This is a genomic window from Pseudomonas syringae (assembly GCF_000737245.1).
GTDB classification, from domain to species: domain Bacteria; phylum Pseudomonadota; class Gammaproteobacteria; order Pseudomonadales; family Pseudomonadaceae; genus Aquipseudomonas; species Aquipseudomonas syringae_J.
This window is the reverse complement of sequence record NZ_JPQU01000014.1, coordinates 122,513-143,958: the sequence shown is the minus strand read 5'-3', so window position 1 is coordinate 143,958 and position 21,446 is coordinate 122,513. Positions and strand designations below refer to the sequence as shown.

Below are 21,446 nucleotides of genomic sequence, written 5' to 3'. Positions count from 1 at the left end.
ATCAGACGAATGGCCAGATCACCAGGGTCGCGAGGAACCCGAGTGTGCCCAGAATGGTAACCAGCAAGGTCCAGGTGCGCAGGCCGTCGGCAACGTTGAGGCCGGCCAGCTTGGTGAACATCCAGTAACCGGCGTCGTTGATATGCGACATTGCCAGACCGCCACCGCCCATGGCCAGACACAGCAGCGCCAAGTGGTTCGGGGTCAGGTTCAAGGTCGCGATCAGCGGGCTGAGGATGCCGGCAGTGGTCACCAGCGCAACGGTGGTCGAACCTTGTACCGCACGCAGCAACAGCGTGAGCAGGAAGCCCAGCGCCAGAACCGGCAGACCGGTGGTGCGCAGCGCTTCGGAAACCACCGCGCCGATACCGGTATCCACCAGCACTTTACCGAACACGCCGCCAGCACCGGCAATCAGGATCACCATGGCCACACCCGGCAGCGCCGAGCCGATCACGTCGGACACCTGAGTACGGCTCCAGCCGCGACGCGAACCCAGCAACCAGGCGCACAGCAGGGTATCGAGCAGCAAGGCAACCAGCGGCGCGCCGAGCACGGTCAGAATACTGCGAAGCGTCGAGTCCACCGGCAGCATGGTGGTGGCCAGCGTACCCAGCAGAATCAAGACGATCGGCAGAAGGATCAGCGCGATGATCAAGCCAAAACCTGGCGCCGGAGCCGGTGGCAACGAAGCCGCCAGGCTGCTGGCGCTCTCTTCCAGACCCAGCTTCTGGGCGTGCGCCGCTTCGCTGGTATTGGAGTAGTCGTCGTTATGCCAAGCGGCGAGGTCGGCGTTGGTGATATGCGGGCCATAGACTTCAGCGCGAATATCGTCGGTCATCGGGTAGACCTTGCGCGTCATGCGCCCGGCAATGAAGTAGCCAATCAGGCTCAACACCGCAACCATCGGGATGCCGAACATCAACACGCGACCCAGGTCCGCACCCAGTTGCCCCGCAGCGGCAACGGCACCCGGATGCGGCGGCAGGAAGGCATGCACCGAAAGCAGCGCGGCACACATCGGCAGGGCGAATAGCAGCAGCGGTTTGCGGGCTGCACGGGCGACGCCGTAAGCCAGTGGCATGAGAATGATCACGCCGACTTCGAAGAACACCGGGATACCGACGATGAACCCGGCAACGGTCAGCGCCAGCGGGGTGCGCCGGTTACCGAAGCGTTTGATCAGGGTTTTCGCCAGCGCCTCGGCACCACCGGACAGCTCGATGATCCGCCCGATCATCGCACCCAGGGCAATGATGATCGCGATGTGGCCCAGGGTTTTGCCCATGCCGCCTTCGATGGTGGCTACCAGGTCTGCCGGTTTCACACCCGCGACCAGCGCAACGATGATGCTCACCAGCATCAACGCCACGAACGGCTGAAATTTGTACTTGAGGACCAGGAACAGCAACAGCGCGATGCCCGCGCCGGCAATCAACATAAGCATTAGTGGCGTCATACTTTTTGAGTCCTGTTGTTATTGTTTTCCGGCTTGGCCGGGGTGTTGCCAAGAGTCGCGAGTGCGGCTCCCGATCAACTGTTAAGAACTAAAACCTTGGGTGCCGAACCTGGAGCGCTAACCGCCGATAACTACCACTTCGCGCCAAACACCTCGCGCAACTCGTCCAGAGCGGCCTGATCGAGTGGCGCAGGTTTCGGGTTGGTCATCAGCCAAAGGCGGGCGGTCTCCTCCAGTTCTTCCAGGGCGTACGCGGCCTTGGCAACCGACGTCTCCCAGATCACCGGGCCGAGCCGTTCGAGCATCACGCCGCGCACACTGTTGGCCAGTTGAGCCACGCGCTGGGCGACTTTCGGCGAGCCTGGGCGCTGGTAGCCAATCAGCGGAATCTGCCCGACTTTCATCACCTGATAAGGGGTCAGGGGCGGCAGGATGTTGTCTTCCTGCCAGACGCCCGCGAGGGTCAGCGCCACCAGATGCGTGGAGTGGGTATGCACCACGCCGCCCACGGCTGGATTGCGGTCGTAGACTTCACGATGCAGCGCCAGCGTCTTGGAAGGCTTGCTGCCCGACACCCATTCACCGGCCAGGTTGACCTTGGCGATTTCAGTCGGATCAAGGCGGCCCAGGCATGCGTCGGTGGGCGTGATCAGCCAGCCATCGTCCAGGCGCGCGCTGATATTGCCAGCGCTGCCCACGGTGTAGCCGCGACCATAGAGCAGCCTGCCGATGTCGCAAATCTCTTCGCGGAGCTTGTTTTCCGGGCTCATACAGACTCTCCCGCCAGTTGCTTGAGCGCCTTGCTGAAGAAGTCACGGCCACCGAAATTGCCGGACTTGAGGGCCAGCGCCAATGGCTGCGAGCCGCTGCTGACGGTTGCCGGAACACCCGGATCAATCTGTCCACCGATCTGCAGCAATTGCACGCCCAGTGCCTGAACCACAGCACCAGATGTTTCACCGCCAGCGACCACGAAGCGGCGCACGCCTGCGTTCAGCAAGCCTTTGGCGATCTGGCCCAAGGCGTCTTCGACCATCGCGCCAGCGCGCTCAACGCCCAGCTGCTGCTGCACGGCTTTGACTTCATCCGGCGAACTGGTGGCGTAGATCAATACGGTTTCGCCAGCTTTGCGAGCGAACTCCAGCGCCTGCTCAACCACCGGACGGCCAGCAGCCAGCTCCAACGGATTGATGCGCAAAGCTGGACGTTTCGCCTCAAGCCAGGCCGCGACCTGACCGTTGGTTGCCACCGAGGCGCTGCCAGCCAACACCACTTCGCCACCAGCAACCGGCGCAAGCTGGGCAGCATCGATGTCGCGCAACTTGCCGGCCTTGCGGAAGTTACCCGGCAGGCCCAGCGCCAGTCCCGAACCACCGGTCAGCAGTGGCAAGTCGGCGCAGGCTTCGCCCAGGGTGTAGAGATCGGCATCAGACAAAGCATCAGCAATCGCCATTTTCACGCCATCGGCGCGCAGTTCGGCAATCTTGCTGCGCACGCCTTCGACGCCCTTGGCAATGCTGTCGTAGCGCAGCAGACCGACTTTCTGCTTGGTCTGCGATTGCAGCACGCGCACCAGATTGGCGTCGGTCATAGGCGTCAGCGGGTGGTTTTGCATGCCGCATTCATTGAGCAACTGGTCTTGAACGAACAGATGACCACGGAAGATCGTCCGGCCGTTTTCCGGGAATGCCGGGCAGGCCAGAGTGAAATCGCTGCCGAGCTTTTCCAGCAGGGCTTCACTCACCTGGCCGATGTTGCCAGCGGCGGTGGAATCGAAGGTCGAGCAGTACTTGAAGAAGATCTGCTCGCAGCCACGCTCGCGCAGCCATTCCAGCGCAGCGAGGGATTCCGCGACGGCTTCGGCGGCAGGCGTGGTACGGGATTTCAGGGCAATAACGATGGCATCGGCGTCCAGGCCAGCGGCCATTTCGGCCGTTGGGATGCCAATGCTTTGCACGGTGCGCATACCGCCGCGCACCAGCATGTTGGCAAGGTCAGTGGCGCCGGTGAAGTCGTCGGCGATGCAGCCCAGCAGCGGGCGCACAGGAGAATTACTCATCTAGCGCTCCTCAGGCCTGGTCTGGCTTGGCTTTCGGCAGTTCGATGCCCGGGAAAATCTTGATCACGGCGGAGTCATCTTCACGACCGTAACCGGCGCTGGAGGCCTGCATGAACATCTGGTGAGCAGTAGCAGACAGCGGCAGCGGGAATTTGCTGGTGCGGGCGGTATCCAGAACCAGGCCCAAGTCCTTGACGAAGATATCCACAGCCGACAACGGCGTGTAATCCGCTTTCAGAATGTGTGGCACGCGGTTTTCGAACATCCACGAGTTGCCGGCGCTGTTGGTGATCACTTCGTACAGAGCGTCGGCATCAACGCCTTCACGCAGGCCCAGGGCCATGGCTTCGGCGCTGGCAGCGATGTGAACACCGGCCAGCAGCTGATTGATGATTTTGACTTTCGAACCCAGGCCGTGAACGTCGCCCAGGCGATAAACCTTGCCTGCCATGCCATTGAGGATGTCTTCAGCCTTGGCGTAGGAGTCAGCCGGGCCGGAGGTCATCATGGTCATCTGGCCAGCAGCGGCTTTGGCAGCGCCGCCAGAGATTGGCGCGTCGAGGTACAGCAAGCCCTGATCCACCAGACGCTGGCCCAGTTCAACAGCGAAGGTCGGTGCAACCGTGGCGCAACCGATTACCAGACTGCCGGGACGCAGCGCCGCAATGGCACCGTTCTCACCGAACAGTACGGTTTCGGTCTGCTCAGCGTTGACGACGACAGTGATGATCACTTCACAGGCAGCGGCCATTTCAGCTGGAGATGCGCAAGCCACGCCGCCTTCGGTGGCGAACTGCTCGGTCACGCTGCTGCGCACATCACAGGCATGCACATTGAAACCACTGCGCAGCAACGAGCGGGCAATGCCCAAACCCATCGCACCCAAGCCAATAACGCCGACATTCTTGGTAGTCATGCTGTCTTCCTCGGATGGTTGCCGATGCTCGTCACTGCCAGCAATCGGTCGGAATTGTTCTGATCTGTGAATCCGATAGTGAATCAGTGAACAGATAATGTGAAGTGGTTTTTTATATTCACATGGATTCACATCCGGATCACGCTGTTGTAGGAGCGCGCTTGCCCGCGATTCGGTCTTTCTACAACTCAAGTGTTGGCTGATTTGACGCAATCGCGGGCAAGCGCGCTCCTACGGGCGCAGATCCAGGCTCGAAGCCAGTATTGGAACGGACGACATTTCTATAGGAGTGAGTTGCTCGCGATGGCGTCTGGCCAAGCAACAAATTCGTCGCAGGCACACCGCATCGCGGGCAAGCACCGCTCCCACAGGGGGGGATGCGTGACTCTTATTTTTTGCTCTTGATCTCAACCAACCGGCCATTAATGAACCGCAGGTTGCGGTACATGCCGTTGTCTGGCCAAACCTGAAATCCGTGCGACGACCGGGGTGGCGGCTCCACCTTGCTCGCGAAAGCTTCAGGTCAGGCAATGATTTATAGACAGGCACACCGCATTCGCGAGCAAGCTCGCTCCCACAGGGCTACGCGCTAGAAAGTGGAGCGGCTTACCGGCTATTTCCCACCGGCGCCAGCAACAACTCGACCCGATGCTTGCGAATGCCATCCGCCGCCGCTTCAGCCAGGGCCGCATCGCTGATGATGATGTCGAACTGTTCCAGCGCGGCGATTTTGTACATACCGAAGGTGCCGTATTTGGAGCTGGTCGCCACCAGAACGGTTTGCGAGGCAGACTGCATTGCAGCCTGTTTGACTTCGACTTTGAGCGCAGAGGGCGTCGTGGTGCCGCGCTGCAAATCCCAGGAGCTGGTGGACATAAAGGCGATGTCGGTAGCGAGCTGGCGCAACGTGGCCGCAGCCAGGCCGCCGACGCAGGAGAGGTTGGGGTGATCAAGCAGGCCGCCGGTGTGAATCACGTCCACGTTAGTGGCGTCGGCCAGTGCGTTGACGATGCCGAAATCGTTGGTGACCACGGTCATGCCCGACAGCGCCGCAATGTGCGGGACGATTTCCAGGGTGCTGGTGCCCGCATCGAGGTAGATCGTCATGTCATCGTGCAGCAGACCGGCAGCCAGTCTCGCCATGCCCTGCTTCTGCGGCAGTTCGACCACCGCTTTGGACTGATGGCTGGGTTCGCTGTGCAACTGACTGGCGATGCGCACGCCACCGGTCACCGAATACGCGCGGCCTTCCTGCTCTAACAGCGCAATGTCGCGGCGGATGGTCATGTGCGAGCAATCAAACATTTCCACCAGTTGGTGCACGCTGAGCACCTGATGCTTGCGCAACTGGCGCAGCATCAACTCCCGACGCTGGTCAGGAATCATCGGTGTGCCGCCTGTTACGGCGATCTCCTCTTTGCTGGACATGCGTGCTCCCAAGCCTCGATAAAACCGCCAGCACTCGCCAGCGGTCGTCGCATCTTAGCCAATCGAGCCATCCATGGCAGCACTAGCGGCTCAGTGATCGGTATTTAGCGTCTGCGGCTCACCACGGGTCACCGCCTTCACCAACTTGCCGATGCTCAAGCCCTGCAGCAGGATCGACGACAACACCACGATGTAGGTGATGCTCAGCAGCAGGTCGCGCTCCGGGCCTAGTGGTAAGGCCAGAGCCAGCGCTACGGAAACACCGCCGCGCAAGCCGCCCCAGGTCAGGATGCGAATGGTGCCTTTGGGCACGGTGCGCCAGCGCCGAAGCAGCAGAATGGCGGGAGCAACGGTGACGAAACGCGACAGCAGAATCGCCACCGCCAAAAGACCGGCCGCCAGCAAGTGCGACCAGGAGAACGGCAACAGCAGCAGTTCCATGCCGATCAGCGCGAACAGCAGCGCGTTGAGCATATCGTCGAGCAGTTCCCAGAAACCGTCCATGTAACGACGGGTCATTTCGTTCATCGCCAGGTTACGGCCCAGGTTGCCGATGATCAGACCGGCGACGACCATCGCAATCGGGCCTGACACATGCAGCTCAGTGGACATCGCCGAGCCGCCGATCACCAGAGCGAGAGTCAACATCACTTCGATCTGGTATTGCTCGATGCTCTTGATCATCAAGTACACCGCGTAGCCGATCAGCCCGCCGAACAGCACGCCGCCAATGGCTTCGTGGACGAACAGCATCGCCGTCTCCCCCACCGTCGGGGTTTCGCCCAATTGCGCGATGCCCAGCAACACGGTGAAAACCACAACCGCGGTCCCGTCGTTAAACAATGATTCGCCGACGATGGTGGTTTTCAGCGGTTTGGAGGCGTTCGCGGTACGCAACACGCCCAGTACTGCGATGGGGTCAGTGGGCGAGATCAACGCGCCGAACAGCAGGCAGTACAGGAAGCTCACGTGCCAGCCGAACAGGCCAAAGATCCAGTAGGCCAAGGCGCCGATCACAGTGGTGGCGATCAACACACCGAAGGTTGCCAGCAAGCCGATGGGCCAGCGGTAGCTCTTCAGGTCCGACAGATTGACGTGCAGAGCGCCTGCAAACAGCAGAAACGACAGCATCCAGTTCATCAGCAGATCACCGAAATCGATCTGGCTGATCAACTGTTGCACACGCTCTTCCAGACCCGGAAAGCCCATGAAGCTCAGGCCTTGCAGGATCAGCGAAAACATCAGAGCGGTGACCATGACGCCAATGGTGGGCGGCAGGCCGACGAAGCGGAAATTCACATAAGTGAGCAGCGAGGTGAGGCAGATAAAACCAGCAGCGAGTTCAAGCATCGGTATTCCTGTTATTGCGATTCAAAGCGTACCCGGGGGTGAGTCGATTCTTTAACGGGCAGAGGTTTGATGGGCGGCTGACGCAAGCAGACACATATTTGCGGGGAGACATTGACCGCAGACACGCCCAGGCGTTGCAAATCTGTGCCTGAAGACGGCAATCGGCTATTATCGCCATCCGTTAATGGGAATCATCCGCAGATGCAATCCGAGTTCACGCGAACCTGTGGGAGCGGTGCTTGGTCTGGGCGGCATTCCGACGATAAGGTTTCGGTGATCCATCTGAAGATCGAGTCCAGCCTTATCGCGGGCAAGCACCGCTCCCACAGGATTCAATTGAAGCCGCAGGAACTGAATGACTGAAGCTCCCCCCCTCCCCCCACGCATCCTCATCGTCGACGACCACCGCAAGATCCGCGATCCGTTGGCGGTGTATTTGCGTCGGCATTCGTTCGATGTGCGCACGGCCGAGGATGCGGCCGGGATGTGGCAGTTGCTCAAGCAGCAGTCATTCAATGTGGTGGTGCTGGACGTGATGCTGCCGGATGGCGATGGTTTTGATCTGTGCGCCCAATTGCATCGCCGCGCGAACCTGCCGGTGATTCTGTTGACCGCCCGTGATACCTCGGCAGATCGGGTGCGCGGGCTGGATCTGGGCGCGGATGACTACGTGACCAAGCCTTTCGAGCCTCGGGAACTGGTGGCGCGAATCAACAGCGTCCTGCGCCGCCGAGGGGTTGCGCCGCAACACGCAAGCTCGCTGGCAGACAGCGAACCCACCGCCGCCATGCTGCGCTACGACTTCGCTGGCTTGAGCTTTATCACTGCCACCGACATGCTGGTGCGGGCCGACAGCACTCAAGTCCAACTCAGCACCGCCGAAAGCCGGCTGCTCAGTGTGTTCCTCAGACATCCCAACCTGACCCTGGACCGCCAGCGCCTGATGGACCTGACTGCGCGCCCCGGCAACGAAGTGTTCGACCGTGCCATCGACCGGCAGATCAGCCGCCTGCGCCGCAAACTGGCGGACGATCCACTCCAGCCGCAACTCCTGCGCACCGTATGGGGTGGCGGTTACATGCTGGCCGCCGATGTCAGCGTGCAACCACTTTGAGACTGCTGAGCCGCTGCTGGCCGCGACGCATGACCCATCAGCTGGGCCTGCTTTTATTACTGGCATTGCTGGCCTCCAACGCCATTGCGATGTTGTTTCTGCAACGCACCGGGGCGCTGATCCATCCGCTGTCGCGCACGTTGACCCTTGAGCGCTTAGTCACCGCCTATCACGTTGCCCATGAGCTGTCGGCCGCCGACGCCTCGCGGGTATTGGCGACGATGGATACCGCAGACGCACGCTTCTGGATTGCCCAACAACCCGAGGTCAGCCCCTTTGATATGCACAAGGAAGAGCGCCGCCTTGCCCGCGACTTGCGCGAACGGCTGGCGTTGACGCCGGACATGCCGGTGAACATTCAGCTGGAACGCACCACCGGTGGCCCGGCTCGGGAGCAGGTATTTCTCCGTGCGGGCTGGGCACCTCTGCGGCTGCGCACCAGCCTGATTTTGCCCGACGGACAGAGCCTGAACTCCTTGCAGCACCCGGCGGGCGCCTATGAGTGGAGTCGCTTGCTGGCGTATACCCTGCCGGTGACGACCATTCCGGTGTTGCTGATCGTGATTTTCTTCATGCGCCGCGTGGTGCAGCCGGTCAAGACCCTGGCCGAAGCAACGGAACGGGTCAGCCGTGGCGAGTGGATTTCGCCTCTGCCGTTGAGCGGCCCGCAGGAAGCGCGGGATCTGACCACGGCCTTCAATGTGATGCAGGAACGGATCGCCCGCCATGTCGAGGGCCGCACGCGCATGCTGGCGGCGGTCAGTCACGATCTGAATACGCCGATCACCGAGTTGCGTTTGCAAGTGGAGTTGATCGAAGACGGGCCACTGCGTGACGACATGCTGGAAAGCCTCGACGAGCTGCGCGCCATGGTCGCCGAGACCCTCAATTTCGTGCGCGGCGATGCGGTGCAGGAGCCCACGGTGACGGTGTCCCTGAACGAGATGCTCGACGATCTGGCCCGGCGCTATCGAACTATGGAGCAGCCGGTCACGTGGCAGTCCGGCGAAGCGATCAGCTGTCGTTGCCGGCCATTGGCGCTCAAGCGGGCGCTGACCAACCTGATCGATAACGCGCTGCGTCATGCGGGAGATGCGCAAATCCATATGGTTCGCGAGGAAGGCGGGATGGTTCGGCTGGAGATTCTCGATCATGGACCGGGGATTGATCCGGCCTGGCTGACTCAGGTGTTCGAGCCGTTCGTGCAATTGGGACGTGGCGGTGCGGATGTCAGTCAAGGTGGCGGGCTAGGCCTGGGGTTGGCCATAGCCCGCGCGTGTATCCAGGCGCACGGTGGGGAACTGGCCCTGGAAAATCGGCCTCCCGCTGGTTTATGCGCCGTGGTGCGTCTGCCCGCAGCGCCTGAGCCGGCGTGAAACCCGATGGGGTGATCCACATGGTTGGAATCCTATTTCTGTTGGAGCGAGGCTTGCCCGCGAACCAGCCGACGCGGTTAAGCATGCACACCGCGTTATCGTTCTTCGCGGGCAAGCCTCGCTCCAACAAATGGACCTCAAAACCGCACTGTCGTCGAAGCCCACAGGGTGCGGCCGTAGTTCACGGTGCCGTAGGTTTCATCATCCAGGCGCTTGTCGGCCACGTTGTAGAGCGCGGCATTGAACGAGACGTTTTTGGTTAGCTCATACGAGCCGCCAAAATCAGCCGTGGTGTAGCCCGGTGACGATTCGGCGGTGATGGTGTTGCCGTACTCTTCGCCGTAGTAATTCACCGAGGCCCACAGTTGGGTCTTGTCCGACAGCTTCCAGTCGCTGCGCACATTGGCTTTCTGCTTCGGCGTCAGGGCCAACGGTGCGCCAGCGTTGGCACCGGATTTCTGCTCAGAGTCGGTGTAGGTGTAGTTGGCCTTGAGCGCCAGATCAGAAGCAACGTCCCAACGGCCGTTCAACTCAACGCCGCGAATGACCGCCTTGTCGACGTTTACCCGCTCCATGATGATGTAGCCGTTAAAGCGCTCTGCGGTGGTGACGGTGGACAGCTTGTCCTGGAAGTCGTTGTAGAACACCGTCGCGCCTGCCGACAGGTCGTTGCGGTTAGACCACAACGCCGACAGCTCATAGTTGGTGCTGGTCTCTGGCTTGAGGTCCGGGTTACCGAGCATCGCGTAAGTGTTGCGACGCAGTACGGCATAGTCCTGGATCACGGCGCGCAGTTCTGGCGCCTTGAAGCCGCGGGCAACACCGCCTTTGAAGGTCCAATCGTCGGTGGCGTTCCATACCCCGTAAACGCGCGGGCTGAAGTGCACGCCGTACTCTTCGTGATGGTCCATGCGCAGGCCGGTAGTCAACGAGAACGTATCGGTCATTGCCCATTCGTTTTCGGCGAACAGCGCTTTCTGCACCACGGAATATTCGTAATTCACCCGGTCGCCCAGGCCCTGGTTCCAGTCGGTGACGGTGGTTTCGTTCCATTGCAGGCCGGTGGTGGTGATGTTGTGCTCGGTCGGCATCACCAGTTTGGCGTCCAGTACCGAGTTCTTCACCGTAGGCTTGCGGCCCAGCACGTCGGTCTGGGTTGCGCTGGCCAGACCTTTGCGGGAGGACTCCTCCTGGGCGAACGAGATATCGGACGTCGCCCAGTCCCAACGACCCTGGTGAGAAATCGACCAGTGATCGCGGTTGTTTTCCTGCTCGCGAGTCGCCCAGTTGGCGCTCAGGCCATCGCCGTTCTTCAAGCGTGTGGCACCGGCTTCCAGCAGGATGTCATGATCGATGGTCGGGGTGAAGGCCAGGCGCGCGGTCAGGTCCTTGTGGTCGGCCTTGCTGAAACCGTTGGTGGTCTCGACATCGTCATCGGCCTGACGATCCAGATAACGACCCCAGACTTGCAGCCCCAAGGTGTCCTGAATCAACGGACCATTGAGGTAAAACTGGGTCTGCCGGGCATTGCCCTGATCGCTGTGCTGGCGTGCCGAATAATCGTAAGTGACCGAACCGCCCCACTCCGAGGTGACCTTGCGGGTAATCACGTTGATCACGCCGCCGATGGCGTCCGAGCCGTACAGCGAAGACATCGGGCCGCGCACCACTTCGATCCGCTCGATGGCTTCAGCCGGTGGAATGAAGCTCTGTTCATAACCCGAGTTGCCGTTGACCCGCGACTCACGGGCGCTCTGACGTTTGCCATCGACCAGAATCAGCGTGTAATCGGCAGGCATGCCACGAATGGAGATGTCGGTTTCGTTGGCGCCGCCGTTGACCGTGACGCCTTCTACATCGCGCAGGGCGTCAGTCAGATCGCGAAACGAGCGCTTGCGCAGTTCGTCACCGGTAATGATCGTCACCGACGCTGGCGCATTTTCCACACTCTGTTCGTAACCGGCGGCTGTTACGGTCACTTCTTCGAGGGTCAACGGCACGACGGCGCTCTGCTCGGCTTGAGCGCAGGTGCTTTGGGCGATAAGGCACGCCAGGGCGACCATCGTCATAGCGACGGCTGGCCGCAAACGAAAAACAGAATGCATGGAGCTTCCTTACGAGTCGGGCTTCGAGAAACGCAAATCGTAAGGATTCTTATTAAGAAAGGTTGGACAAGGTGTGACAGGGTAGATAACCCTGTAGGAATGGCGCCGCTCTGCCTCGGAGCACGCACAGATCCGTGGGACCGGCTTTAGCCGGGAAGGCGGCAGCTCTGCCGATGCAAATGTATTGAATGTACCGACGTCTTCCCGGCTAAAGCCGGTCCCACAAAAAAGCATTCGCAGCCTTGGGCAGCTCCTACAGACTGTGTGAATCATCTATCCTCACCGCCTTCACGCGTTCACATCAGGGAGATTCACTTGCTGGCTACGGTGTTGGTGTTGATCGCGGCGTTACTGCACGCCACTTGGAATACCCTGATCAAGTTCAGCGGTGAGCGCCTGCTGGTGATTGCCAGCATGGACTTTGTGGCGCTGCTGTTCGCGGTGCTGGCGGTGGGCTTTGTGGAGCCGCCACCTGCTGCCATCTGGCCATGGATAATTGCCTCCGCACTGTTTGAACTCCTCTACCGGTATTTGCTGATCAAGGCCTATCGCGTCGGTGACCTGGGCCTGGTCTATCCGTTGATGCGCGGGTTATCGCCATTGGTGGTGTTGGCCCTGACTCTGATTTTCGCTGGTGAACAACTTAGCACCCAGCAAATGCTCGGCATTCTGCTGATTCCATGCGGTATAGTCTGCCTGCTCTGGCAAGGTGGGGGTGGTGAGCGGCTGCCGTGGTCGCTGTTGCCGGTGGTCGCGCTGATCGGGCTGTGCATCGGCTGTTACACCTGGATTGATGGCCAAGCCCTGCAAATGGGCGCGCACCCATTGGACTATCTAGTGTGGCTGACCCTGATCAGCGCCTGGCCTTTCCCGATGCTGGCGGTGGTGTACAAACGCCCGGCGTTTACCCTGTTCTGGCGCGAGCAATGGCGGCTGGGGTTGAGTGTCGGCCTGTGCGTGTTACTCAGCTACGCTTTAGTGCTCTGGGCGATGCAATTGGGTTCGGTGGCAGAGGCAGCGGCGTTGCGCGAAGTCAGCGTGATTCTGGTGGTGTTGTTCGGGATGCGCTATTTAAAAGAACCTTTCGGTCGGCCCCGGCTCTTAGCTTGTGGCCTGGTCCTGCTGGGTATGCTCGTGATGAAACTCAAACTATAAGGATTCTGCTATGACGGTTGCTTTCTGGTGCGTATTGATCGCGATTATTCTGCCGATCATCTGTGCGGGTATCGCCAAGTTTTCGAGCGGCAAGTTCAATGGCAAGCACAATCACAACCCGCGCAATTTCCTGAACAATCTGGAAGGTCTGCCAGCCCGCGCCAATGCCGCGCAGCTGAACAGCTTCGAAGTCCTGCCCGGCTTCGCCGCCGCCGTGATCATCGCCCACATTGCCGGTAACGCGCAGCTGGTGACCATTGATGTGGTCGCGGTGCTGTTCATCACCAGCCGCCTGCTTTACATCATCTTCTATCTGGCTGATTGGGCGGCGTTGCGCTCACTGGCCTGGCTTGTCGGCCTGGGGTTGATCGTCGGCCTGTTTGTGGCCTCGGCCACGCCAATGCCTGCGTGACTGCGGCAATTCAGCGCTGGACTACGCCGATCAGTCGAGGATACTGGCCGGCGTTATCCTCGGGCTGGGTTGATCAAGATGTGGAAGAGACTGAGCGTAGTCCTGCTGACCTGCATGACGTTGAGCGCTTGCGGCGGTGTGGACCCTGACTCGCCACTGGGTCAGCGCAAGGCGATCTTCAAGCAAATGCTCAAGACCAGCGAAGACCTGGGCGGCATGCTGCGTGGACGTGTGGCGTTCGATGGTCAGCGCTTCAGCGACGGCGCCCTCAAACTTGATGGCCTCGCCCACGAACCCTGGAAGCATTTCCCACAAGTTAAAGAGGCGGATCACACCAGCGCCAAGGACGACGTCTGGCAGAAGCAAAAGCGCTTCGAGGAATTGGCCCGCTCGCTGGAGTCAGCGACCGGTGAGCTGGTAACCGCCAGCAATGAACGCCCCTTCAAAAACAGCACCCTGACACCGGCGGTGAGCAAGGTCGAAGCGGCGTGCGAGGCGTGCCATAAGGAGTTTCGCAGTTATTGATTCCATCGGGCGATGATGGACCTGTGGGAGCAAGCTTGCTTGCGAAGGCGGTATTCCAGACGCCAGAGATGTACCGACTGTTCAGCCGTCTTCGCGAGCAAGCTCGCTCCCACAGGGGCTTACGCGGCATTTCAGACGATAAATATCGGGGGCTGTACTTGACCTCTTCCCGGCGCAGTTATTGATTCCATCGGGCGATGATGGACCTGTGGGAGCAAGCTTGCTTGCGAGGCGGTATTCCAGACGCCAGAGATGTACCGACTGTTCAGCCGTCTTCGCGAGCAAGCTCGCTCCCACAGGTGCTTACGCGGCATTTCAGACGATAAATATCGGGGGCTGTACTTGACCTCTTCCCGGCGCAGTTATTGATTCCATCGGCCGATGATGGACCTGTGGGAGCAAGCTTGCTTGCGAAGGCGGTGTTCCAGACGCCAGAGATGTACTGACTGTTCAGCCGTCTTCGCGGGCAAGCTCGCTCCCACAGGGGATGTGTTATGGCGTGTGCTCAATCCTCCGGCAGGATCTCTTCCAGCTCGGTCTGGGCGTCTTGCAGTTCTTTACGAGACTCGGCCAGTTTGTCCTTACGCTTGTTGATCCGCTCCGGGTCGCCTTTGGCCATGGCTTTGTTCAGGTCGGCCTGACGGCGGCTGACCTCACGCTTGGCATCCAGCACTTTCTGTTCACGCTGTTTGAGCAACGATGCTTCCGTGCAATTGGCCTTGGTCTCGCTCAGGGCTTTTTCCAGTCCAGCCTGCTGTTCTTTGTTGCCATCAGCCTTGGCCTGTTCAAGTTTTGTACTGATCTCCTGACTCTTCGCCAGGCAGCCATTGGGCTCAGGCGCCTGCTCGGCGGCCAGCAGCGGAGTCGCCAGCAGGCCGCAGCAGGTCAGCAGGACCAGCGGGGAAAAAACTTTCATATGAACTCCTTTTGATAACCATGACGTCCGGGCGTGACAATGAAAGGCCCGGCACAAAAACTAAAACCCTTGAATACCCTGCGAGCGTAACTGCTCACTCAATGCCTGAACCTCAGGATGCGCAAAGAAGGCAACCAGTTGCGCGGCACGACCTGAGCCTACGCCCGGCTGTGCCTGCCATTGTTCAGTCGAGCGCCCGGCCAAGGCCAGCCAACCCTCGCTCAGATCGGCATCCCCCGCAGGCGGCAGCCCGATAGCCTTTAGCCACGTTGCAAACGGCTGTTGCCGGGCACCCTGCAAGCTGTCGAGTAGTTTAGCGCTGCTGCGCGCTCCGAGGCCGGGAATGTTAGCAAGCCGATCCTTATCCAGGGTCAACCAATCCACTAGGCCGTCGATTCGCCCAGCGTTTACCAGCTTCTCCCAGGTTCCCGGGCCGACTCCCACAAGCCCCAGCCCTTTCTTGCCACTGAGCCAGTTCAATCGCGCGCGGAACTGACTTTCACAGCCAGGCGTAGCACGCCAGCAACTCAGACCATGGAAATCTTCAGTCCGTGGGACCCACAGCTCGGCGCGTTCGACATTGCGTGTCACCACGCTGTCCAGACGCGGAATCGTCAGCCCCGCCAGGCTCACTGCGATCTGGTCGCCAGGACGAATATCCAGCGCCTGCCAGCGTTGCAACGAGCCCACGCTGATGCGGCTGATCTGTCGATCATCCAGGCGCACCGGCACGAGATCCAGTACCGGTGTGATTCTGCCACTGCGGCCAATGTTGAAATTGACCCGACGCACGTCAGCCAGCACTTGTGCGTAAGGGTATTTCCAGGCGGCGATCCAATAAGGAGCCTTCGCTTGCCAACGCTGTGCAGGCGGACGCTGCCCCTGACGGATGATCACCCCGTCAGTGGCAAACGGCAGCGGGTTGCGATACCAGTATTCGCGCCAGCGCTGGGCCTGAGCAAAGTTATCCAGTGGCTGGCTGTAATGGGCGCTGTCGTCAAAGCCCAGCGCTTTCAAACCGGCCATCCGCTCGGACATGGCTGCCGGCCCGGTCGGCCAATCCCAGACGAACAGCCCGATCAGTGCGGCGTCCTGCGGGCTCAACGTACTTCGAGCCAGCATCCCGGCGACTTTGCTGCGCGCGTTGACGCTCCCCGCCGATGCCTGCACATGTTCGTCCAGACGCAGATACAACTCGCCTTGCAGCACCAAGGTTTCCTGCCAGGGCAATTGCGCGGGGATTGCCGGGACCAGTCGCGCATGATGGGTCCAGTCCTGGCCGCTGATGCCATCCCCGCGACTGATGGCCTGAACCAGCTGGCCCTGCTCGTACACCAGCGTCACGGCGACGCCATCGACTTTGGGCTGGATCCACAGATCAGTGCGGCCCTTGAGCCAGGCCTGCACAGCGGCCTCGTCGAGCAACTTGGTGACACCTGTGTGCGGCACAGGGTGTGTGATCGGGCCGGTGGCGGTTCTGAGCGGGTTGTCCACCACCGCTGCAGGCTTGGCAAAGCATGAGCGCCAGAACGCCAGCCGCTGGCGTGACTGGTCGTAAAGCTCGTCGGCGATCAGGGAAATCCCTTGCCGGTGATAGCTGTCGTCCCATGCGGCGATCTGGGTCTGTAGCGAGATGATGGAGCTACGCGCCTTGGCTGGCGTCCAGTCAGGACATTGATCGGCGTGGGCGTTGAGAGCAGCGAAGGTGAAAGCAATACAGGTGAGGATTCGCAACAGCGGCAGCATCGAAGCATCCTTGCTTGGAGAGGTGTTCCAAGGCTAGCTGTCGATGGGTTGTGCACAATAGTGGGTTGGTTACGGGATATTAGGCCGACACAAACCATCTGAAGGCATGCAGAGGACTTGTGGGAGCGAATTCATTCGCGAAAAGGCCGTTAAATCCGATAGAGGTTCATCGACAGTACAGCCGCATTCGCGAATGAATTCGCTCCCACAGGATGCGCAGCACGCGTGCGTCACACAAAAAAAGGCGCGGTGATCAGCACCGCGCCTTTTTCATTTCAGCCAGAACTCAATCAGTTCTTGGCGTCCTCGGCTTTTGCCTTGGCCGCTGCTTTTTTAGCGGCTTCTTTCTTTGCCGCCTCTTTCTTGGCAGCTTCTTTTTTAGCCGCTTCTTTCTTCGCTGCTTCTACCTGCGCTGGCGTCTTCTTCGCAGGCTCGACGTGTTTGGCCGGAGCCTTTTTCGCGGGCTCGGCTTTGGCGGGCTCTGGCTTGGCCGGTTCAACCACCGGAGCAACGACCGGCGCGACTGGCGCTGGAGCCGGCGCTGGCTCGGGTGCTTTCTCGACCGGTTTGGCAACCGGCTCGTCAGCGCAACCGAACAGGCAGGAGAAGAAGCCTTTTTCTTTCGCCTTGTTATCGTCAGCAGCTTTCACTGGTTCAGGCTTCTTGGCTTCAGTTTTGTCAGACGAACCGCCGAACAGGTTGCTGAAGAAGTTGCCATTGGATTCTTTCGGCGCGTCGGCGGCTTTAGGAGGCGCGACTTTGACCGGTTCGAACGACTTGCCGGCCGCCAGATCCTGCACCTGGCTGGCTGCACGTTGGCCGGAGCGCAGTGCGCCTTCCACGGTGCCAGGGTAGAGGGTGTCGGTGTGCTCGCCGGCGAAGGCTACACGCAGCACCGGCTTTTCCCACAGGCGCCAGTACTTGCTGATCTGCCCAGGACCGAAGGCCAGATACGAACCACCGGTGGACGGGTCAACACTGTAACGACGGATTTCGTAGCCGGTGTAGGCACCGCGCGCCTGTGGGTAGAAGGTGTGCAGACGAATCAGCACCTGATCCACCAACTGCTTGTCGCCGAACGATTGCATGATGCGTGCGTTGTCACCCGACAGGTTGATCACCACGTTGGCGCCACCTTTTACTGCAGGCTCGATCCACAGCATGCCCAGGCCGGTGTTGCTGAAGATTTCACCGGACATGCGCGCCTTGCTTTCCCACACTGGCGTCTTGAACTTGAGCATGATCTGGTCGCGCCAGCCGTAGTTGGTGCCCTTGATCGCGCCCATGTGCTGAGCGTCCAGCGCCGGGGTCATCTGAATCTTGTTCAGAGCCCGCAACGGCACGGCCAGCACCACGTAATCAGCGCTGTAACCCACTGCGCCCGCCTTGACCGTCACGCCATCCTTTTCCTGGATGATCGCGGAAACTGGCGAGTTGGTCTTGATGGTCTTGATCTGTTTGGCGAAGGCTTCGGCCAATACCGCACTACCCCCCGGCAGCCGGGAAGCGCGCAGGTCACGGTCGTCGATGTCGCGATAAACCCGGGACTGTTGCGCGAAGTACAGGAGCGACAGACGCGAAGGTTCGTCATAGCGGGTACGAATCTGCTGGTTGATCAACTGACGAGCAGTTTCCGGCAGCTTCAAGCGATCCAGCCAGTTGGCGACGTTGATCTGGTCCAGGGCAAACAGGGTGCTGTTTGGAGCCGGGTTTTCCGGGTTGTCGATGGAGCGCGCCAGGTTGTCCAGGGTCTCGTCGTAGCGCTTCATGGCTTCGGCGGTGGCTGGCTGCTTCAAAGCCAGATCGGCTTTGGTGAAGTAAACACCATCAATCAGGTAACCCGGCGTACGCACGAATTCCGGCGCAGGCACGGTGGCCAGCTTGAAACGTTCCAGATACTGGTTCAGCGCAGGCTGCGCCTTGGTGTTGCCAATCCATTCGCTGGTGGCCAGACCGGAACGGCCGCCCAGACTTGGTTTGGCTTCCAGCACGGTGACCTGCCAGCCCTTGGCCTGCAGCTCGTAAGCCGCGGTCAGGCCCGCAAGACCGCCGCCAACCACGATAGCCGTATGTTGTTTTTCATTAGCGAGCGCCGAAACGCTGACCAGCCCAACTACTAAAAGCGCACAGGCGCGCAGCCAACCAGAAAGCATTCAGCAAACTCCGAAATAAAACGTAGGAAGTTTCGGAAAATGAAGCCCGAGACGTCAAAGAGCGCGAAGGATACGCCAGCCGTTGAAGGCCTGCCAGTGGTGTACATCGAGGGCTCATCAAACCTAAGAACCCGCATGATTGGAATGCTTTTTCTGTAGGAGCGCGCTTGCCCGCGATAGCGTCTAGTCAGACGATAATTTTTCGACTGAACCACCGCAATCGCGGGCAAGCGCGCTCCTACGGGGCCGGTGTTGGCCGCGTGACAGTGCTCGTACGCCCAACCAATTGGCACTAGAGGTTGTTCGATAGCCAGGCATTGCATAGGCTTGCGCGATTGTTCGTTCGCGTACCCTGCGAGCCGGAAGCCGGAGAAAGCCAATGAGCCTGAATAATCAATGGATGCAGCGCGACCTCAAGGTCTTGTGGCACCCCTGCACTCAGATGAAAGATCACGAGAGCGTGCCGCTGATCCCGATCAAGCGCGGCGAAGGTGTGTGGCTCGAAGACTTCGAAGGCAAACGCTATCTGGACGCTGTCAGTTCCTGGTGGGTGAATGTGTTCGGCCACGCCAACCCGCGTATCAATCAGCGCATCAAGGATCAGGTCGATCAGCTGGAGCATGTGATCCTCGCCGGTTTCAGCCACCAGCCGGTTATCGAGTTGTCAGAACGCCTTGTCGCGCTCACTCCGGAGGGCCTGACTCGCTGCTTCTACGCCGATAATGGTTCGTCCTGCATCGAAGTCGCGTTGAAAATGAGCTTTCACTACTGGCTCAATCGCGGCAAGCCTGACAAGAAGCGCTTCGTTACCCTGACCAACAGCTACCATGGCGAAACCATGGCTGCGATGTCGGTGGGTGACGTGCCGCTGTTCACCGAAACCTATAAGGCGTTACTGCTGGACACCATCAAGGTGCCAAGCCCGGATTGCTACCATCGCCCGGAAGGCATGGGCTGGGAGGAACACTCGCGCAACATGTTCGCCGCCATGGAACAAACCCTCGCTGAAAACCACGCCACGGTGGCGGCGGTGATCGTCGAGCCTTTGATCCAGGGCGCGGGCGGCATGCGCATGTATCACCCGGTGTATCTCAAACTGCTGCGCGAAGCCTGCGATCGTTACGGCGTGCATTTGATTCACGACGAAATCGCCGTCGGCTTCGGGCGTACCGGGACTATGTTTGCCTGCGAGCAAGCCGGCATTCGCCCGGACTTCCTGTGTTTGTCCAAGGCGCTGACCGGCGGTTACCTGCCCTTGGCGGCGGTTCTGACCACCGACGACGTGTACGACGCGTTCTACGACGACTACCCGACGCTGCGCGCCTTCCTGCATTCTCACAGTTACACCGGCAACCCGCTGGCATGCGCGGCGGCATTGGCTACGCTGGATATTTTCGAGCAGGACAACGTCATCGAGAATAACAAGGCCCTGGCCCAGCGTATGGCTACGGCCACGGCGCATCTGGTGGACCACCCAAACGTGGCCGAAGTGCGCCAGACCGGCATGGCCTTGGCCATCGAGATGGTGCAGGACAAGGCGACTAAAGCCGCCTACCCCTGGCAGGAACGCCGTGGCTTGAAAGTCTTCGAACATGCGCTGTCACGCGGCGCCCTGTTGCGTCCGCTGGGCAGCGTGGTGTATTTCCTGCCGCCCTATGTGATCACGCCGGAGCAAATCGACTTCCTGGCCGAAGTCGCCACCGAAGGCATCGACATCGCGACACGCTCCAGCATCAGCGTTGCAGTGCGCGAGAATTTCCATCCGGATTTTCGTGATCCGGGTTGAATCACTGACGATCGTAGGAGCGCGCTTGCCCGCGATGGCATTGTGTCAGCCGACAGATAAGTCACTGTTATGACGCCATCGCGGGCAAGCGCGCTCCTACAATGCAAGACCGATACCGCACTCCAAATTTCAGAGACCCACCATGAGACTGTCCCGCTTTTTCATCGACGCCCCGCTCAGCCTTGGCGAGCACGAGTTGCCTGAAGCCCAGGCCCATTACATCGGCCGGGTTCTGCGCATGGCTGAAGGCGATGCGTTGCAGCTGTTCGACGGCTCCGGCCACGAATTTCGCGGCACGCTGCTGGAAGTCGGCAAGAAGCGCGTGCGCGTTCAACTCGACGAGACCTTCGCCGGGCAGACCGAATCACCGTTGCGCATTCATCTGGGCCAGGGCCTGTCTCGTGGCGAGCGGATGGATTGGGCGATTCAGAAAGCCACCGAACTGGGCGTGACGGAAATAACCCCGATTGTCAGCGAGCGCTGCGAAGTGCGCCTCAAGGACGAACGTGCGGAAAAGCGTCAGACCCACTGGCAGCAGATCGCAATCAGCGCCTGTGAGCAATGCGGTCGTTCAGTGGTGCCGGTCATTCATCCGCCCATGCCTCTGGCGCAATGGCTCAAGAACAGCGATGCCGAGCTGAAACTGGTGCTGCACCCAGTGGCAGAACCGCTGACCAGCCACAGCAAGCCGACCACCCTGGCTTTTTTGATCGGCCCTGAAGGCGGTCTGAATGACGCGGAAGTTGACCAGGCCCAAGACGCCGGCTTCCACGCCGCCCGTCTAGGCCCACGGGTCCTGCGCACCGAAACCGCACCGGTTGTGGCATTGAGCGTGGCGCAGCAGCTGTGGGGGGATTTTTAAGCAACAACCCCCCTCGCTCCCATCAAAATTAATTCACTATCTGAATTGGAATGGTGCTTTTTGTAGGAGCGCGCTTGCCCGCGA

At 60.2% G+C, this 21,446-nt stretch carries 17 protein-coding genes; 7 read left to right on the top strand and 10 right to left on the bottom strand.

The window, feature by feature from the left end; all coding sequences use genetic code 11:
- Position 1 precedes the first annotated feature (1 nt).
- From IV01_RS23165 to IV01_RS23190, 6 genes are all read right to left on the bottom strand, one after another.
- The gene (locus IV01_RS23165) at positions 2-1,459 is read right to left on the bottom strand and encodes an SLC13 family permease (protein ID WP_032625243.1); all 1,458 of its coding nucleotides are present in this window, start codon (positions 1,457-1,459) and stop codon (positions 2-4) included.
- A 131-nt stretch (positions 1,460-1,590) separates the two neighbouring features.
- Positions 1,591-2,229, bottom strand: a complete 639-nt coding sequence (locus tag IV01_RS23170) for an aldolase (protein ID WP_032625240.1) — start codon at positions 2,227-2,229, stop codon at positions 1,591-1,593.
- Positions 2,226-3,518 carry a 3-oxo-tetronate kinase gene (gene otnK, locus IV01_RS23175; protein ID WP_032625238.1) on the bottom strand — a complete coding sequence of 431 codons (1,293 nt, stop codon included), beginning with the start codon at positions 3,516-3,518 and terminating at the stop codon, positions 2,226-2,228. Before otnK ends, IV01_RS23170 begins: the two co-directional genes overlap by 4 nt.
- Positions 3,519-3,528: 10 nt before the next feature.
- Positions 3,529-4,479, bottom strand: coding sequence for an L-threonate dehydrogenase (ltnD, locus tag IV01_RS23180; protein ID WP_267872302.1), 951 nt, complete (start codon positions 4,477-4,479; stop codon positions 3,529-3,531).
- Positions 4,480-5,040: 561 nt separating this feature from the next.
- Positions 5,041-5,862, bottom strand: coding sequence for a DeoR/GlpR family DNA-binding transcription regulator (locus tag IV01_RS23185; protein ID WP_032625235.1), 822 nt, complete (start codon positions 5,860-5,862; stop codon positions 5,041-5,043).
- 90 nt (positions 5,863-5,952) lie between these two features.
- On the bottom strand, positions 5,953-7,212 hold the full coding sequence (locus tag IV01_RS23190; RefSeq protein WP_032625232.1) for a cation:proton antiporter: 1,260 nt from the start codon (positions 7,210-7,212) through the stop codon (positions 5,953-5,955).
- 355 nt (positions 7,213-7,567) lie between these two features.
- Here IV01_RS23190 and IV01_RS23195 point away from each other — a divergent pair, with 355 nt between their 5' ends.
- Together IV01_RS23195 and IV01_RS23200 are read left to right on the top strand one after the other, a co-directional pair.
- Entirely contained in the window at positions 7,568-8,326 is a 759-nt protein-coding gene (locus tag IV01_RS23195; RefSeq protein WP_032625230.1) for a response regulator transcription factor, read from the top strand.
- Between the two features lie 29 nt (positions 8,327-8,355).
- Positions 8,356-9,702, top strand: a complete 1,347-nt coding sequence (locus IV01_RS23200; protein ID WP_032625229.1) for an ATP-binding protein — start codon at positions 8,356-8,358, stop codon at positions 9,700-9,702.
- Positions 9,703-9,839: 137 nt separating this feature from the next.
- Here IV01_RS23200 and IV01_RS23205 read toward each other — a convergent pair whose 3' ends face one another.
- Positions 9,840-11,807: a TonB-dependent receptor domain-containing protein gene (locus tag IV01_RS23205; protein ID WP_032625227.1), complete on the bottom strand. Its 1,968-nt coding sequence runs from the start codon at positions 11,805-11,807 to the stop codon at positions 9,840-9,842.
- Between the two features lie 315 nt (positions 11,808-12,122).
- Between IV01_RS23205 and IV01_RS23210 the strand changes: the two genes are divergently transcribed.
- From IV01_RS23210 to IV01_RS23220, 3 genes are all read left to right on the top strand, one after another.
- Positions 12,123-12,962, top strand: a complete 840-nt coding sequence (locus IV01_RS23210) for a DMT family transporter (protein WP_032625224.1) — start codon at positions 12,123-12,125, stop codon at positions 12,960-12,962.
- 10 nt (positions 12,963-12,972) lie between these two features.
- Positions 12,973-13,374, top strand: a complete 402-nt coding sequence (locus tag IV01_RS23215) for an MAPEG family protein (protein ID WP_032625221.1) — start codon at positions 12,973-12,975, stop codon at positions 13,372-13,374.
- Positions 13,375-13,452: 78 nt separating this feature from the next.
- A complete protein-coding gene (locus tag IV01_RS23220) occupies positions 13,453-13,899 on the top strand; it encodes a c-type cytochrome (RefSeq protein WP_032625219.1) in 447 nt (148 codons plus the stop codon).
- A 505-nt stretch (positions 13,900-14,404) separates the two neighbouring features.
- Here the strand turns inward: IV01_RS23220 and IV01_RS23225 are convergent.
- From IV01_RS23225 to IV01_RS23235, 3 genes are all read right to left on the bottom strand, one after another.
- The gene (locus IV01_RS23225) at positions 14,405-14,815 is read right to left on the bottom strand and encodes a DUF1090 domain-containing protein (RefSeq protein ID WP_032625216.1); all 411 of its coding nucleotides are present in this window, start codon (positions 14,813-14,815) and stop codon (positions 14,405-14,407) included.
- 60 nt (positions 14,816-14,875) lie between these two features.
- Complete coding sequence (ligB, locus tag IV01_RS23230; protein WP_032625214.1) at positions 14,876-16,561, bottom strand: NAD-dependent DNA ligase LigB; 1,686 nt, start codon at positions 16,559-16,561, stop codon at positions 14,876-14,878.
- Positions 16,562-16,851: 290 nt separating this feature from the next.
- Positions 16,852-18,714, bottom strand: a complete 1,863-nt coding sequence (locus IV01_RS23235; protein ID WP_032625212.1) for a flavin monoamine oxidase family protein — start codon at positions 18,712-18,714, stop codon at positions 16,852-16,854.
- Between the two features lie 379 nt (positions 18,715-19,093).
- Between IV01_RS23235 and IV01_RS23240 the strand changes: the two genes are divergently transcribed.
- Positions 19,094-20,500 (top strand): adenosylmethionine--8-amino-7-oxononanoate transaminase, encoded by a 1,407-nt coding sequence (locus IV01_RS23240; protein WP_032625211.1) that lies wholly within the window; start codon positions 19,094-19,096, stop codon positions 20,498-20,500.
- 142 nt (positions 20,501-20,642) lie between these two features.
- The gene (locus tag IV01_RS23245) at positions 20,643-21,362 is read left to right on the top strand and encodes a 16S rRNA (uracil(1498)-N(3))-methyltransferase (protein ID WP_032625209.1); all 720 of its coding nucleotides are present in this window, start codon (positions 20,643-20,645) and stop codon (positions 21,360-21,362) included.
- Positions 21,363-21,446: the final 84 nt, after the last annotated feature.

What these genes read in the sequence shown, in the direction of transcription:
- IV01_RS23215 (WP_032625221.1), top strand. Translation starts at nt 12,973, where the DNA reads ATGACGGTTGCTTTCTGGTGCGTATTGATCGCGATTATTCTGCCGATC.
- IV01_RS23170 (WP_032625240.1), bottom strand. Translation starts at nt 2,229, where the DNA reads ATGAGCCCGGAAAACAAGCTCCGCGAAGAGATTTGCGACATCGGCAGG.
- IV01_RS23190 (WP_032625232.1), bottom strand. Translation starts at nt 7,212, where the DNA reads ATGCTTGAACTCGCTGCTGGTTTTATCTGCCTCACCTCGCTGCTCACT.
- ligB (WP_032625214.1), bottom strand. Translation starts at nt 16,561, where the DNA reads ATGCTGCCGCTGTTGCGAATCCTCACCTGTATTGCTTTCACCTTCGCT.
- IV01_RS23185 (WP_032625235.1), bottom strand. Translation starts at nt 5,862, where the DNA reads ATGTCCAGCAAAGAGGAGATCGCCGTAACAGGCGGCACACCGATGATT.
- IV01_RS23220 (WP_032625219.1), top strand. Translation starts at nt 13,453, where the DNA reads ATGTGGAAGAGACTGAGCGTAGTCCTGCTGACCTGCATGACGTTGAGC.
- IV01_RS23235 (WP_032625212.1), bottom strand. Translation starts at nt 18,714, where the DNA reads ATGCTTTCTGGTTGGCTGCGCGCCTGTGCGCTTTTAGTAGTTGGGCTG.
- IV01_RS23205 (WP_032625227.1), bottom strand. Translation starts at nt 11,807, where the DNA reads ATGCATTCTGTTTTTCGTTTGCGGCCAGCCGTCGCTATGACGATGGTC.
- IV01_RS23165 (WP_032625243.1), bottom strand. Translation starts at nt 1,459, where the DNA reads ATGACGCCACTAATGCTTATGTTGATTGCCGGCGCGGGCATCGCGCTG.
- otnK (WP_032625238.1), bottom strand. Translation starts at nt 3,518, where the DNA reads ATGAGTAATTCTCCTGTGCGCCCGCTGCTGGGCTGCATCGCCGACGAC.
- IV01_RS23195 (WP_032625230.1), top strand. Translation starts at nt 7,568, where the DNA reads ATGACTGAAGCTCCCCCCCTCCCCCCACGCATCCTCATCGTCGACGAC.
- IV01_RS23225 (WP_032625216.1), bottom strand. Translation starts at nt 14,815, where the DNA reads ATGAAAGTTTTTTCCCCGCTGGTCCTGCTGACCTGCTGCGGCCTGCTG.
- IV01_RS23245 (WP_032625209.1), top strand. Translation starts at nt 20,643, where the DNA reads ATGAGACTGTCCCGCTTTTTCATCGACGCCCCGCTCAGCCTTGGCGAG.
- IV01_RS23240 (WP_032625211.1), top strand. Translation starts at nt 19,094, where the DNA reads ATGAGCCTGAATAATCAATGGATGCAGCGCGACCTCAAGGTCTTGTGG.
- IV01_RS23200 (WP_032625229.1), top strand. Translation starts at nt 8,356, where the DNA reads ATGACCCATCAGCTGGGCCTGCTTTTATTACTGGCATTGCTGGCCTCC.